The organism is Pseudoroseicyclus aestuarii (genome assembly GCF_003217255.1).
In the GTDB taxonomy this organism is placed as follows: Bacteria; Pseudomonadota; Alphaproteobacteria; order Rhodobacterales; family Rhodobacteraceae; genus Pseudoroseicyclus; species Pseudoroseicyclus aestuarii.
This window is the reverse complement of the sequence record NZ_QJTE01000001.1, coordinates 541,345-554,645: the sequence shown is the minus strand read 5'-3', so window position 1 is coordinate 554,645 and position 13,301 is coordinate 541,345. Positions and strand designations below refer to the sequence as shown.

Genomic DNA, 13,301 nt, shown 5'->3' with positions numbered 1-13,301 from the left:
CATCTGCCTTCGAGACGCAAACGCCGGCTGGGCGGAACCGGTTCGATGACGCCCCCCGCTATCGGATAACCGCGCGCTTCGGAGTAGTCCGCCGCGGGGCCGGACCACTTTTCTGCGCGGAAATGAGCCATTTGGCTGCCCAATTCGGCCTTATTCCCGAAGCATTGGAACAAAGGGCGGACCCCGGCCGCACCGCTTTGTGAAGGTTCCCGATGCCCAACAACGACCCCAGCCTCTGCGACGACCTGTCCGAGCTCTCCGTTCAGGACTGGCTTCAGCGGCTGGACGATCTGGGCGAGGCGCATGGATACCTCGAACCGGTGGGCGCCGAGGACACGGCGCTGCTGCTCGATGCCGGCAAGACCCTGCTGGTGACCTTCGAGACCCGAGCCGGCATCCGGGCCCAGGGTGGCGCGCGCCCGCGCGGATTCGAGCTGGTCAACCGCAACGGCTGGTCGCTGCTGGCGCTGATCTCGGAGGGCGACGGCTGGTTCCGCAGCCGCGCGGTCTGGGGCTACTTCGACCGCCTGATCGACGACGGCTTCTTCGAGGATTTCGACCGGGTCCTGTTCTACGGCCACCACGTGCAGGCCTATGCCGCCGCCGCCTTCTCGGTTGCCGCGCCAGGGGCGCGGGCACTGCTGCTGCGCCCGCTCGCCACGCTCGAGCCCTCGGTCGCGGGCTGGGACCACCGCTACGAGGACAAGCGCCGGCACGATTTCACCTCGCGCTACGGCTTCGCGCCCGACATGATCGAGGCGTTGCGGCAGGCCTATGTCGTGGTCGATCCGACCTGCCGCGAGGACGACATCCACGCCGCCCTCTTCCGCCGGCCCAACCTGCTGCGGCTGCCCGCCCGCTACATGGGCCCCGAGATGGAGGCCGGCTTCGACAGGATCGACATGACCGTGCCGCTGATCGAGGCGGCAATGGAGGGCAGCCTGTCGCGCCGCAGCTTCGGCCATATGTGGCGCGCGCGGCGGCGGCTGCCGGGCTACCTGCGGCGCCTGGTAGATGCTGCCGAGACGCGCGGGCACCCGGCCCTGGCGGCCCGCGCCGCGCGCTACGGCCTTCAGACCGAGGATGCCGCGCAGTTCCGGGCCCGTCTCGCCGCGCTCGACGGCGGACCGCCGGCGCCGTGATCCGGGCCGCGCGCGGGCTGGCGCGAGGCGCGGGCTGGGTGTAAGCGGGGGGCATGACAGAGGCCATGCCAGACAGACTGACCCTGCGCCGCCCGGACGACTGGCACCTGCATCTGCGCGACGGCGCGATGCTGGCCGCCGTGGCCGCGCAAAGTGCCCGCGATTTCGGCCGCGCCATCGTGATGCCGAACCTCGTGCCGCCCGTGGTGACCGCCGCCGATGCCGTGGCCTATCGCGCCCGGATCGAGGCCGCCCTGCCCGAGGGCGCCGATTTCACGCCGCTGATGACGCTCTACCTCACCGAGGAGACGGATCCCGAGGACCTGCGCCGCGCCCATGCCGAGGGGATCACCACGGCGGTGAAGCTGTACCCGGCGGGGGCGACGACCAATTCCGCCTCGGGCGTGCGCGACATGGCCAAGGTGATGCCGGCGCTCGAGGTCATGGCCGAGATCGGCATGCCGCTGTGCGTGCACGGCGAGGTCACCAGCCCCGAGATCGACATCTTCGACCGCGAGGCGGTCTTCATCGACAAGGTCCTCGCCCCGCTGCGGCGGCAGCTGCCCGACCTGCGCGTGGTGATGGAGCATGTGACCACTGCCGATGCCGTCGATTACGTGCGCGACAATCCCAAGAATCTCGGCGCGACGATCACCACGCATCACCTCGTGATCAACCGCAACCATATCCTCGCGGGGGGCATCCGGCCCGATTACTACTGCCTGCCGGTGGCCAAGCGCGAGACTCATCGCCTGGCGCTGGCCGAGGCGGCGGTCTCGGGCGATGCGCGGTTCTTCCTGGGCACCGACAGCGCGCCGCATGTGCAGGCGGCCAAGCACACGGGCTGCGGCTGCGCCGGCATCTTCACCGCGCCGGTCACCATGCCGATCCTTGCCGAGATGTTCGAGGCCGCGGGCCGGCTGAACCGGCTGGAGCAGTTCGCCTCGCTGAACGGGCCGAAGTTCTACGGCCTGCCGCCGAACGAGGCGCGGATCACCATGACCCGCGGCGAGGCCTGGTCGCCGCCGGCGCAGATCGCGACCGGCGAGGGGCCGGTCACCGTCTTCGATCCCGGCTTCGCGCTGCACTGGCGGGTCGAGGGCTGAGGCGGCGGGACCGGGGGCTTCGCGCCCCCGGACCCCCGCGGGATATTTTCAAAGAGAAGAAAAGGGGCGCGATATGATCCCGAGCGGGTTCCCTCCGAAGGACGAGATGGCGCGGCTGGTGGCGCGGATGCTGCTGGAGATCGGCGCGGTGCGGTTCAATGCCGAGGAGCCCTTCACGCTGGCCTCGGGCAAGCAGGCGCCGACCTACGTCGATTGCCGGCAGCTGATCTCCTACCCGCGCATCCGCTCCACCGTGATGGACTTCCTGGCCGTGCAGGTCATGCGCGAGGCGGGCTTCGAGGCCTTCGACAATGTCGCGGGCGGCGAGACCGCGGGCATCCCCTTCGGCGCGATGATCGCCGAGCGGCTGGCCCTGCCGATGAGCTACGTGCGCAAGAAGCCCAAGGGCTACGGCCGCAACGCCCGGATCGAGGGCGCGATGAGCGAGGGCCAGCGCGTGCTGCTGGTCGAGGATCTGACCACGGACGCCGGATCGAAGGTCGGCTTCGCCGAGGCAATCCGCGAGACCGGCGCGCGCTGCGACTGGACCGCCGTCATCTTCTACTACGACATTCACAAGCACACCGATCAGGTGCTGGCGGAGGCCGGGCTGAAGCTGATCCACCTGTGCACCTGGTGGGACATGCTGGCCGAGGCGCGCGCGCAGCAGGCCTTCGATGCCGCGACGCTGGACGAGGTGGAGCGCTATCTGCGGGATCCCGCCGGTTGGGCCCCGCGCGGCTGAGCGCGCACAACCAGATGTTGACGCGTGGGCAGCCCCTGCCGCAAGATGAGGCTGCGTGAGCAATCATCCCCGGGTTTTCCACAGCCTTATACAATTTGAACGACTCGGGGCACGCGGGTAGGCAGGCAGGCACCGCGGGCCCGGCGATGGCCGGGCCGCGGAACCAAGGAGCCGGAGAACCGGCCGCGACCGCCAGAAGGCCGAAGGCCCATGCGGGGAACGAGGGACAGCGATGAACGAGATCACGACATTCCGCCCCGGCGGCGGCGGCGAGGTGAGCGAGGCCGCGACCCAGGGGCTGCCAAGCTCCATTGAGGCCGAGCAGCAGCTGCTGGGCGCGATCCTGACCAACAACGACATCTTCGACCGGGTCGCCGCGATCATCGGCGCCAAGCATTTCTACGACCCGGTCCATGCCCGCATCTTCGAGGTGGCCGAGCAGCGCATCTCGAAGAACGCTCTGGCAAGCCCGGTGACGCTGAAGCCCTTTCTCGAGGATGACGAGGGGCTGAAGGAGCTGGGCGGGCCCGCCTACCTCGCGCGGCTGGCGGGCACCGCGATCTCGGCCTTCGCGGCGCGGGACTACGCGCAGATGATCTACGACCTCGCGGTGCGGCGTGAGCTGATCCAGCTGGGCAACGACATCTCGGCCAAGGCGCAGAAGGTCGATGTCGCGAGCGAGCCGAAGGAGCAGATCGTCGAGGCCGAGCAGGCCCTTTACCGGCTGGCCGAGCAGGGCACGTCGGAGAGCGGCTTCCAGTCCTTCCTGCGCGCTGTCACCGATGCGGTGAAGATGGCCAATGCCGCCTACCAGCGCGACGGCGGCCTTGCCGGCGTCTCGACCGGGCTGGTCGACATGGACAAGAAGCTGGGCGGGCTGCATCGCTCGGACCTTCTGATCCTCGCCGGGCGCCCCTCGATGGGGAAGACCTCGCTGGCGACGAACATCGCCTTCAACATCGCCAAAGCCTATCGCCGCGGCCAGCTTCACGACGGAACCGAAGGCGCGGTGAACGGCGGCGTCGTCGGCTTCTTCTCCTTGGAGATGAGCGCCGAGCAGCTGGCCGCGCGCGTGCTGTCGGAGGCCGCCGAGGTGCCCTCGGAGCAGATCCGCCGCGGCGACATGACGGAGACGGAGTTCCGCCGCTTCGTCGATGCCGCCAAGACGCTGGAGAGCTGCCCGCTCTACATCGACGACACCCCTGCCCTGCCGATCGCGCAGCTCGCTGCCCGGGCGCGGCGGCTGAAGCGGACCCATGGCCTCGACGTGCTGATCGTGGACTACCTGCAGCTTCTGCGCGGCTCGGGCCGGTCGGACGGCCGGGTCAACGAGATCGCCGAGATCTCGATGGGTCTGAAGGCCGTCGCCAAGGAGCTGGACATCCCCGTGGTCGCCCTCTCGCAGCTGAGCCGCCAGGTCGAAAGCCGCGACGACAAGCGGCCGCAGCTTTCGGACCTGCGGGAATCGGGCTCCATCGAGCAGGACGCCGACGTGGTGATGTTCGTGTTCCGCGAGGAATACTACAAGGAACGCGAGAAGCCCGGCGAGCACGAGCTTGAGAAGATGGCCGCCTGGCAGGACGAGATGCAGCGCCTGCACGGCCGCGCCGAGGTCATCATCGGCAAGCAGCGGCACGGCCCCATCGGCACGGTCGAGCTGAGCTTCGAGGGGCAGTTCACCCGCTTCGGCAACCTCGTGCGGCCCTGGCAGAACGGCGAGGAGGGCGAGGGCTTCTAGGCCTCCGCCGCCTGCACATTCGCGTCAGGACGGGGCGCGGGCGACTCGCGCTTGCGCGCCGCCTCGCCTAGTCTCGGTCCCCGGGGGACACAGGGCGCGATGGCGGGAGACCCGATGGACGACGACAGCAGTCACAGCCGGGCCGAGAGCCGCGGCCTTCGGCAGGCGCGCGAGATCGAGCGGCATCTCGGCTGGCTCGACAGTTTCACCGGCACGGCGCTGGCGGTGCTTTCGGTCGCCTCGGGCATCTATACCTACCTCGGCGTCTCCTCGCTGCTGGACGATACCGGCGCGCTCTCGGTCTTTGCCGCGATGGCCTATTCCATCGCCGTCTCGACCGGCATCTTCGTCTTCTGGTCCTACATGATGCGGCTGCTGCCCGCCGTCCGCTCCCTCGCCTCGCGGCTCGGGCTGATGGCGGCCATGGGGTTGGGGTGCCTCGCGATCATCGCCATGTCCTCTTGGCTGAACGCCGCCGCCCTCGCCGGGGCCGCGGCGGTCGAGCAGCATCTCGCGACCACGGTGCAGGAGTATCAGGGCGCGCTGGAGCGGGCGAACGAGATCGCCGTCTCGGGCCAGGGGCTGGAGCGGGACGTGGCGCGGGTGCGCACCAGCTTCGAGGACCTGGGCGAGCAAGAGGCCTCTGGCGATCTGTCGGGCTTCGCCGGGCGCGGCGCGGTCTTCCGCCTGCTGCGGCAGAAGGCGGACGAGCTTTCGGCCCTCGAGGCGCAGATCGCCGCGCAGGCGCCCACGGTCGAGGCCGCCTTCGCCGAGGGCAATGCCATCCTCAGCCGGATGCGCGCCCTGACGGTCGAGCCGGGGCCGGTCGAGACGCGCTCGGTCCAGTTTTCGGAAGAGGCGGTGCGGCTGGCGGGCGTGATCACCGGGCTGCGGCAACTCTCGGTCGCGCCCCTCGTGGTGCGCGCGGCAAGCGATCTGGGCGATGCTGTGGTGCTGCCGGACCTCGACGGCAACAGTGCCGAGACGCGGACCAGCCAGCAGGCGACGATCCAGTCGGTGCTGGCGGTGCTGGAGCAGCGGGCCGAGACGCTGCGCCTCGCCGCCGAAGAGGTGACGGCCATGCAGCAGCCGGACGAGACGATCTACACGCCGATCTCGGCCGCCGATGCGGTGATCCTCTATGCCCGCAACTTCATCCCCTCCTGGGCCGGGGCGATTGCCATCGACCTGCTGCCTGCCGTTCTCGTGCTGATCATCGCCGTCTCGCAGGCCGCGATCCGGACGGGGCGCGAAGGCGCGGCAGAGGACGAGACGATGACCCTGGCCGAGCTGCGCACTGCCATGCGCGTCCTGCGCGAGATGGAGCCACAGCCTGCCGCCCGGCGCGACGCCGCCCCGGCAAGCGCCGCCGCCACGCCGCGACCCGCCGAAGCCCCGGCCCCGGGCCAGACCGACCTCGCCGCCGAATGACCGCGCAGGCGGCGGCGCCGCGCCCGAAGCCGGGTCGCACCCGGCGCTGGCTGATGGCGGTCCTGGGGCTGGAGGGCGCGCTGGCGCTGGTGCTCTTCGCCTCGGACATGCGCCTCGCCCTGCCCCGGCTCGGCCTGCCCTCCTCGGCGCCGGCGCTGACGCAGCCCGTCGCCCCCGGCGACCAGACCCGCCGCTACAGCCCCCGCCAGCTTGAGCGTCCGGCAAGCCCCGGCCAGCCGATGCCGAGCACCGGCCCGATGCCCGAGCGGCTGGCCTTCGAGCGCGAGGGTACGGTGCTGACGCTGACCGGCAGCATCGCGCCGGGCGATGCACAGCGGCTGGCCGAGGCGCTGGAGCGCGCGGAAGAGGCGCCGCAGGTGGTGCAGCTGAACAGCCCCGGCGGATCGGTGACCGATGCGCTGGAAATCGGGCGCGCCCTGCGCGAGGCGGGCGCCGAGACGCGTATGACCGAAGGGGCGATCTGCCTTTCGGCCTGCCCCTATGTCTTTGCCGCCGGCACCGAGCGGCGGGTGGCCGAGGGGGCCATGGTCGGCGTCCACCAGCACTATTTCGGCGAAAGCCCGGCAATGCCGCTTTTCGCCGCCGTCTCGGACATCCAACGCGGCCAGGCCGAGGTCATGGGCTATCTCATCGAGATGGGCGTGGATCCGGCGCTGATGCAGCCCGCGATGGAGACGCCGCCGGACGAGATCTACTTGCTGCTGCCAGAGGAGCTGGAAAGATTTCGGCTGGTGACGCCCGAGGCCGAGGAGGCTTAGCGCGTCTCGAGGATTTCGATCCGGTTGCCGAAGGGGTCGTCGACATAGACCCGCACCAGCCCCGGCAGGGCGCCGCCGTCGCGCACCACCAGCCCCGCGGCCTTTAGCCGGCGCACAGCATCGGCCAGATCGCCTGTGCGAAAGGCCGGATGCGCCTTGCGCGCGGGGGTGAAGGGCGCCTCGACGCCAAGGTGCAGGCGCAAGGCGCCCGTTTCGAACCAGACGCCGCCGCGCCCCTGAAGCGCAGCGGGTTTCTCCACTTCCGGCAGGCCGAGGGCACCGCCGTAGAAGGCGCGGGCGACATCTTCCTGCCCCTCGGGCATGGCGAGTTGCACGTGGTGCAGGTCTAGCAGCATCGCGGCGCTCCTTTCGGTATACCTTGGTGTACCGTATAGGTCGGCGGCATCACGGGCAAGCGATCCGCGGCCTCTTGACCCGCGCGCGGCGCCTGTCACAAGGGCGCCATGAGCACCGGCACCCTGACCATCGACCTCGACGCGATCGCCGCGAACTGGGCCGCCCTCGACGCGCGGACCGCCGTCGAAACCGCCGCCGTCGTCAAGGCGAACGGCTACGGCCTTGGCGCGGGGCGCGTCGCCGCCACCCTCAAGGGCGCGGGCGCGCGCAGCTTCTTCGTGGCCATGGCCGAGGAAGGCGCCGCGGTGCGCGCGGCCGTGGGGCCGGACGCCGATATCTGCATCTTTTCCGGACACATGCAGGGCGATGCCGATCTTCTGCGCGAAGAGGGGCTGATCCCGATGCTCAACAGCCTCGATCAGGTGACGCGGCACCTCGAGACGCTGCCAGAGCATCCCTTCGGCGTGCAGCTCGATACCGGGATGAACCGGCTGGGGATGGAATGGGCGGACTGGGCCGCGGTGGCCGAGGACGTGCTGGCGCAGAACCCGGTCCTTTTGATGAGCCATCTGGCCTGCGCCGACGAGCCGGACCACCCGATGAACGCCTACCAGCTGGACGTCTTCACTCAGATGACCGAGGGGCTGGGCGTGCCGCGCAGCCTCGCCGCGACCGGCGGCCTGCTGCTGGGGCCAGAGTATCACTTCGACCTGACCCGCCCCGGCATCGGCCTTTACGGCGGGCTGCCCTATGCGCAGGCGCGCGCCGCCGTGCGGCTCGACCTGCCCGTCGTGCAGCTGCGTGACCTCGTCGCGGGCGAGGTCGTGGGCTACGGCAATGCATGGCAGGCGCAGCGGCCCAGCCGCATCGCGACCGTCGCGGCGGGCTATGCCGATGGCCTGATGCGGGCGCTGTCCGACCGCGTGACCTTCTGGGCCGAGGATCGCCCCTGCCCCGCCGTCGGCCGCGTCTCGATGGATCTGATCTGCGTGGACGTGACCGATCTCGCCGAGGATCCCGATCACCTGACGCTGATCGGCCGGCACCAGAGGGTCGACCGGCTGGCCGAGGCCGCCGGGACCATCGGCTACGAGATGCTGACCTCGCTGGGCCATCGCTATGCCCGCCGCTACCTCGGCGGCTGACCGCGCGGCGGCACGCTTGCCATTGCCGCCGCCGCCGCGATCCGGCAGATAGCGCGGCATGGCCAAGGACGCCTCCTTCATCTGCACCGCCTGCGGCGCCACCCATGCCAAGTGGTCCGGGCAATGCGACGCCTGCGGCGCCTGGAACACCATCAAGGAAAACGAGGCGATCTCGACCGGGCCGGGGCCGCGCGTGACGCGCGGCAGCGCCCTGACCCTCACCGACCTCGCCACGACAGAGGCGCCGCCCGCCCGCACCCATGCCGGCGTTGACGAGCTGGACCGCGTGCTGGGTGGCGGCCTCGTCGCGGCCTCGGCGATCCTTGTGGGGGGCGACCCGGGCATCGGCAAGTCTACGCTGCTCCTGCAGGCGGCCGCGCGCTTTGCCCGCGGCGGGCTGAAGGTGATCTACATCACGGGCGAGGAATCGGCCGGCCAGGTGCAGATGCGCGCGCAGCGGCTTGGGCTGACCGAGAGCCCGGTGAAGCTGGCCGCCGCGACCGACCTGCGCGACATCCTGACGACGCTCGAGACCGAGAAGCCCGATCTCGCCATCATCGATTCCATCCAGACCGTCTGGTCCGACACCGTCTCCTCCGCGCCCGGCTCGGTCACGCAGGTGCGCGCCGCCGCGCATGAGCTGACGAGTTTCGCCAAGCGGCGTGGCATGGCCTGCATCATGGTCGGCCATGTCACCAAGGAAGGCACGATCGCCGGCCCCCGCGTGGTCGAGCACATGGTCGACACCGTCCTTTATTTTGAAGGCGACCGCGGCCACCCCTTCCGCATCCTGCGGGCGCACAAGAACCGCTTCGGCCCTGCCGATGAGATCGGCGTCTTCGAGATGACGGGCCGCGGGCTGGCCGAGGTGAAGAACCCCTCGGCCCTGTTCCTCGCCGAACGCGGCGCCGCCACGCCCGGATCGGCAGTCTTCGCCGGGATCGAGGGGACGCGCCCGCTGCTGTGCGAGATACAGGCCCTCGTCAGCCCGGCCCCGGCTGGACAGGCGCGCCGCTCGGTCGTGGGCTGGGACGGCGGGCGGCTGGCGATGATCCTCGCCGTGCTCGAGGCGCGGGCCGGCGTCGCCTTCGCCGGGCTCGACGTCTACCTGAACGTCGCGGGCGGGCTGCGCATCTCGGAGCCGGCGGCCGACCTCGCCGTCGCCGCCGCGCTGCTTTCCGCGCGAGAGGATACAGCCCTGCCCGAAAGCGCCGTATTGTTCGGCGAGATCAGCCTCTCGGGCGCCTTGCGCCCCGTCGCGCAGTCGGAAATGAGGTTGAAAGAAGCCAAGAAACTTGGTTTCACCACCGCCATCATTCCGCCGGTGCCAAGCCGGCGTGCAAGGATGTCAACGGGGACACCGGCAGACCGGGCTGCCCTGCCGGAGGTGCGCGAGATGCACGATCTGGCCGGGTTCGTCGAGGCTCTGTTCGGCACCGAGCCCGGACGCACGCAGGTGCCGTCCGACCAGGACTGAAGGAACGGGGTTTGGACGGATTCACAATCATCGACGCGGTCGTCGCGCTCGTCATCGTCGTCTCGGCACTGCTGGCCTATGCCCGTGGCCTCGTGCGGGAGGTGCTGGCCATCGCCGGATGGGTCGCGGCGACGATCCTCGCCTTCATCTTCGCCGATGCGGTGCGCCCGCTGATCGCGCAGATCCCGGTGCTGTCGGATTTCATCGGCGACAGCTGCGAGCTGTCGATCATCGCCGCCTTCGCCGCCGTCTTCGCGGTCGCGCTGGTAATCTTCTCGATCTTCATCCCGCTCTTCTCGGGCGCCGTGCAGCGCAGCGCGCTGGGGGCGGTCGATCAGGCCGGCGGGTTCCTCTTCGGCGTGGCGCGCGGCGTGCTGCTCTGTGCCGTGGCCTTCTTCCTGTACGACGTGATCCTCTCGGCGCAGGACATCGCCATGGTCGAGGACAGCCGCTCTTCCGCGGTCTTCGCGCAGATCACCGGCCGCTTCTCGGTCGACGAGCCGCAGCAGGCCCTCGGCTGGATCACGCTGCAGTACGAACAGCTCGTCGGCGCCTGCTCGGGCACCGCGATCTGATCCCGGACCGGCTGACGCGATGCAAAAAGGGGCGTGCAGTGCAGACTGCGCGCCCCTTCTGACTCCAGCCTGCGCCTCCTGCATGATCGTTTCGTGACACCGGTCCCGCAAAGTCTTAAACCCGCCCTGCACGCATCCGATTCGAGGTTCCGCATGTCCGCCGCCGCCGCCGAGGACCGCGCCCTTCCGTCCCTGCCCTTCGACGACGACGCCCTGCACGAGGAGTGCGGTGTCTTCGGCGTGATCGGCGTGACGGATGCGGCCAATTTCGTCGCCCTCGGCCTGCATGCCCTGCAGCATCGGGGTCAGGAAGCCGCCGGGATCGTCACCCACGATCCCGAGGCCGGCTTCAACTCTGCCCGGCGCATGGGCTACGTGCGCGACAACTTCACCAGCCACGAGGTGATCCGGACGCTTCCGGGGACCATCGGCATCGGCCATGTCCGCTACTCGACCTCGGGCAACAAGGGCGGCACCGCGATGCGCGACGTGCAGCCCTTCTTCGGCGAATTCTCGATGGGCGGCGCCGCCGTCGCACATAACGGCAACCTCACCAATGCCGCGCAGCTTCGAAAGGAGCTGATCGAACGGGGCAGCATCTTCCAGTCCTCCTCGGATACGGAGTGCATCATCCACCTGATGGCGCGTTCCATGGGGCGGACGATCCCCGACCGGATGGAAGAGGCGCTGCGCAAGGTCGAGGGCGCCTTCTCGGTCGTCGCGATGACCCGGACCAAGCTGATCGGCGTGCGCGATCCGCTGGGCGTGCGGCCGCTGGTGCTGGGCCGTCTGGGCGACGGCTATGTCCTCGCCTCCGAGACCTGCGCGCTCGACATCATCGGCGCAGAGCTGATGCGCGAGGTCGAGCCGGGCGAGATGGTCGTGGTCACCGGCGAGGGCGTCGAAAGCCACCGCCCCTTCCGCCCCCGCCCCTCGCGCTTCTGCATCTTCGAGCATGTCTATTTCAGCCGCCCCGATTCCATCCTCGGCGGCAAGTCGGTCTACGAGACGCGGCGCCAGATCGGCGTGGAGCTCGCGAAGGAGGCCCCGGTCGAGGCCGACCTCGTCTGCCCCGTGCCGGACAGCGGCACCCCGGCGGCGATCGGCTATGCCGCCGAGAGCGGCATCCCCTACGGCATGGGCATCGTGCGCAACCAGTACATGGGCCGCACCTTCATCGAACCCAGCGAGCAGATCCGCAACATGGGCGTCCGGCTGAAGCTGAACGTCAACCGCGCGCTGATCCGCGGCAAGCGGGTGATCCTTGTCGACGACAGCGTCGTGCGCGGCACCACCAGCCGCAAGATCAAGGAGATGATCCTCGATGCCGGCGCCGCCGAGGTGCATTTCCGCATCGCGAGCCCGCCGACCGCCTGGCCCTGCTTCTACGGCGTCGACACGCCCGAGCGGGACAAGCTGCTCGCCAGTCACATGAGCGAGGAGGAGATGTGCGCGCACCTGGGCGTGGACAGCCTGCGCTTCATCTCTCTCGACGGCCTCTACCGTGCCGTGGGCGAGGCGCGGGGCCGCGACCCCGAGCGTCCGCAGTATTGCGACGCCTGCTTCTCGGGCGAGTACCCCATCGTCCCCGCCGACATGGTCGAGCGCGGATTCCAGCTGAAGACAGCGGCGGAATAGCGCCCCCTCGCGTTGAAGTCCGGGCGAAAGCGCATACCTCGCGTGCCTCATGACCCATGGGGGAGCGAGATGACAACGCGCGAGACCACCGCCGCCGCCGAGACTGCCACGCAGGAGGACAGGATCGACCTGGGCCAACTGGTCCTTCTCGGCGTGTTCCTCGGCGCGGAGCGCGACACTGCGCTGGTGCGACTGCCCGGCGGCAGGCTGCAGCGCGTTGCGGCAGGTGACCGGCTGGGCCGGGCCCATGTCGTCTCGGTCGACGAGAGGGGGCTGCACATGGTCGATGGCGGGCGCACCCGCAGCCTGACCCTGCCGCAGATCGATGCCAGCCTCGAGCCGCTGCCCCGCCCGCACGAGCGGCCCGGCCGCCGCTTTGCCGAGGCGGTGGAACGGGGCCGCATCGCACCGCAAGAGGTGCAGCGCCCGAAACGCCGCGGCTGACCCCCGGAACGCAAGACGCCGCCCCGGGGGGCGGCGTCTCTCGCGCCCGGGGGCGCGGCGCCGGGCCGGGGATCAGCGGTGCTTGAGCGCGGCCCAGCCGCCCGAGACGATCATCGCGGCCAGCACGGCCTTGACCGCATCGCCGATCAGGAAGGGCGCGGCACCGGCGGTGAAGGCCCCCGACAGATCGAGCGGCGTGAGAACCGTCAGCCAGGCGATGCCCGGCAGGTAGAGAACCGCGGCCGGCACCAGCGCCGCGAGGGTCAGGCGCAGGGTGCCGCGGCCCAGGCCGTTCTCGGCCAGAAGGCCGGCGAGCCAGGCCATCAGCGCGAAGCCCAGCAGGAAGCCGCCCGTCGGGCCGGCCATGTAGGCGAGGCCCGCGCCGCCGTTCGAGAAGACCGGCAAGCCGAGCGCGCCCTCGGCGAGGTAGGCCAGCAGCGTGGCGCCGCCGAGGCGCGCGCCATAGGTCAGGCCGACCACGAGGATCGCCAGCGTCTGCAATGTCATCGGCACCGGGATCATCGGCACCGAGATCTGTGCGGCGACGGCGATGGCGAGGCTGCCGCCAAGGACCATCAGGGTCTGGACGGGCAGGCTGCGCGGCAGGGCCGCGGCGGTAAGGGTCGTGCGCATCGAGGATCCCCCGGGGTTTTGAAGCGTCGAAATCTACCCCCTTCTGTCCTGTTCCGCAGGGCTAAAGTCAAGCTGCGGCGCGCGAGGCCCG

The 13,301-nt window shown here is 70.2% G+C and carries 13 protein-coding genes; 11 read left to right on the top strand and 2 right to left on the bottom strand.

Annotated elements, in window-relative coordinates:
• The first annotated feature begins 212 nt into the window (after positions 1-212).
• The 6 genes from DFP88_RS02585 to DFP88_RS02560 all read left to right on the top strand — a co-directional run bounded on the left by DFP88_RS02585 (position 213) and on the right by DFP88_RS02560 (position 6,941).
• Positions 213-1,142 carry a hypothetical protein gene (locus DFP88_RS02585; RefSeq protein WP_110812866.1) on the top strand — a complete coding sequence of 310 codons (930 nt, stop codon included), beginning with the start codon at positions 213-215 and terminating at the stop codon, positions 1,140-1,142.
• 65 nt (positions 1,143-1,207) lie between these two features.
• Positions 1,208-2,248 (top strand): dihydroorotase, encoded by a 1,041-nt coding sequence (pyrC, locus tag DFP88_RS02580; protein WP_110812865.1) that lies wholly within the window; start codon positions 1,208-1,210, stop codon positions 2,246-2,248.
• Between the two features lie 73 nt (positions 2,249-2,321).
• Positions 2,322-2,993: an orotate phosphoribosyltransferase gene (locus tag DFP88_RS02575; RefSeq protein ID WP_110812864.1), complete on the top strand. Its 672-nt coding sequence runs from the start codon at positions 2,322-2,324 to the stop codon at positions 2,991-2,993.
• Positions 2,994-3,225: 232 nt separating this feature from the next.
• Positions 3,226-4,731, top strand: a complete 1,506-nt coding sequence (locus tag DFP88_RS02570; protein ID WP_110812863.1) for a replicative DNA helicase — start codon at positions 3,226-3,228, stop codon at positions 4,729-4,731.
• Positions 4,732-4,845: 114 nt separating this feature from the next.
• Complete coding sequence (locus tag DFP88_RS02565; protein WP_110812862.1) at positions 4,846-6,162, top strand: hypothetical protein; 1,317 nt, start codon at positions 4,846-4,848, stop codon at positions 6,160-6,162.
• Positions 6,159-6,941 carry a COG3904 family protein gene (locus DFP88_RS02560; RefSeq protein WP_110812861.1) on the top strand — a complete coding sequence of 261 codons (783 nt, stop codon included), beginning with the start codon at positions 6,159-6,161 and terminating at the stop codon, positions 6,939-6,941. The genes DFP88_RS02565 and DFP88_RS02560 overlap by 4 nt, the downstream gene beginning before the upstream one ends.
• Here the strand turns inward: DFP88_RS02560 and DFP88_RS02555 are convergent.
• Positions 6,938-7,297, bottom strand: coding sequence for a VOC family protein (locus DFP88_RS02555; RefSeq protein ID WP_110812860.1), 360 nt, complete (start codon positions 7,295-7,297; stop codon positions 6,938-6,940). The genes DFP88_RS02560 and DFP88_RS02555 overlap by 4 nt on opposite strands.
• Positions 7,298-7,405: 108 nt before the next feature.
• On the opposite strand from DFP88_RS02555, the gene alr reads away from it, so the two are divergent.
• The 5 genes from alr to DFP88_RS02530 all read left to right on the top strand — a co-directional run bounded on the left by alr (position 7,406) and on the right by DFP88_RS02530 (position 12,577).
• The gene (gene alr, locus DFP88_RS02550; RefSeq protein WP_110812859.1) at positions 7,406-8,443 is read left to right on the top strand and encodes an alanine racemase; all 1,038 of its coding nucleotides are present in this window, start codon (positions 7,406-7,408) and stop codon (positions 8,441-8,443) included.
• A 58-nt stretch (positions 8,444-8,501) separates the two neighbouring features.
• On the top strand, positions 8,502-9,920 hold the full coding sequence (gene radA, locus DFP88_RS02545) for a DNA repair protein RadA (RefSeq protein WP_110812858.1): 1,419 nt from the start codon (positions 8,502-8,504) through the stop codon (positions 9,918-9,920).
• An 11-nt stretch (positions 9,921-9,931) separates the two neighbouring features.
• A complete protein-coding gene (locus DFP88_RS02540) occupies positions 9,932-10,495 on the top strand; it encodes a CvpA family protein (RefSeq protein WP_110812857.1) in 564 nt (187 codons plus the stop codon).
• A 153-nt stretch (positions 10,496-10,648) separates the two neighbouring features.
• Entirely contained in the window at positions 10,649-12,133 is a 1,485-nt protein-coding gene (purF, locus tag DFP88_RS02535) for an amidophosphoribosyltransferase (protein ID WP_110812856.1), read from the top strand.
• A 69-nt stretch (positions 12,134-12,202) separates the two neighbouring features.
• Positions 12,203-12,577, top strand: coding sequence for a hypothetical protein (locus tag DFP88_RS02530; protein WP_110812855.1), 375 nt, complete (start codon positions 12,203-12,205; stop codon positions 12,575-12,577).
• 72 nt (positions 12,578-12,649) lie between these two features.
• Here DFP88_RS02530 and DFP88_RS02525 read toward each other — a convergent pair whose 3' ends face one another.
• Positions 12,650-13,210, bottom strand: a complete 561-nt coding sequence (locus tag DFP88_RS02525) for a biotin transporter BioY (RefSeq protein ID WP_110812854.1) — start codon at positions 13,208-13,210, stop codon at positions 12,650-12,652.
• Between the last annotated feature and the right edge of the window lie 91 nt (positions 13,211-13,301).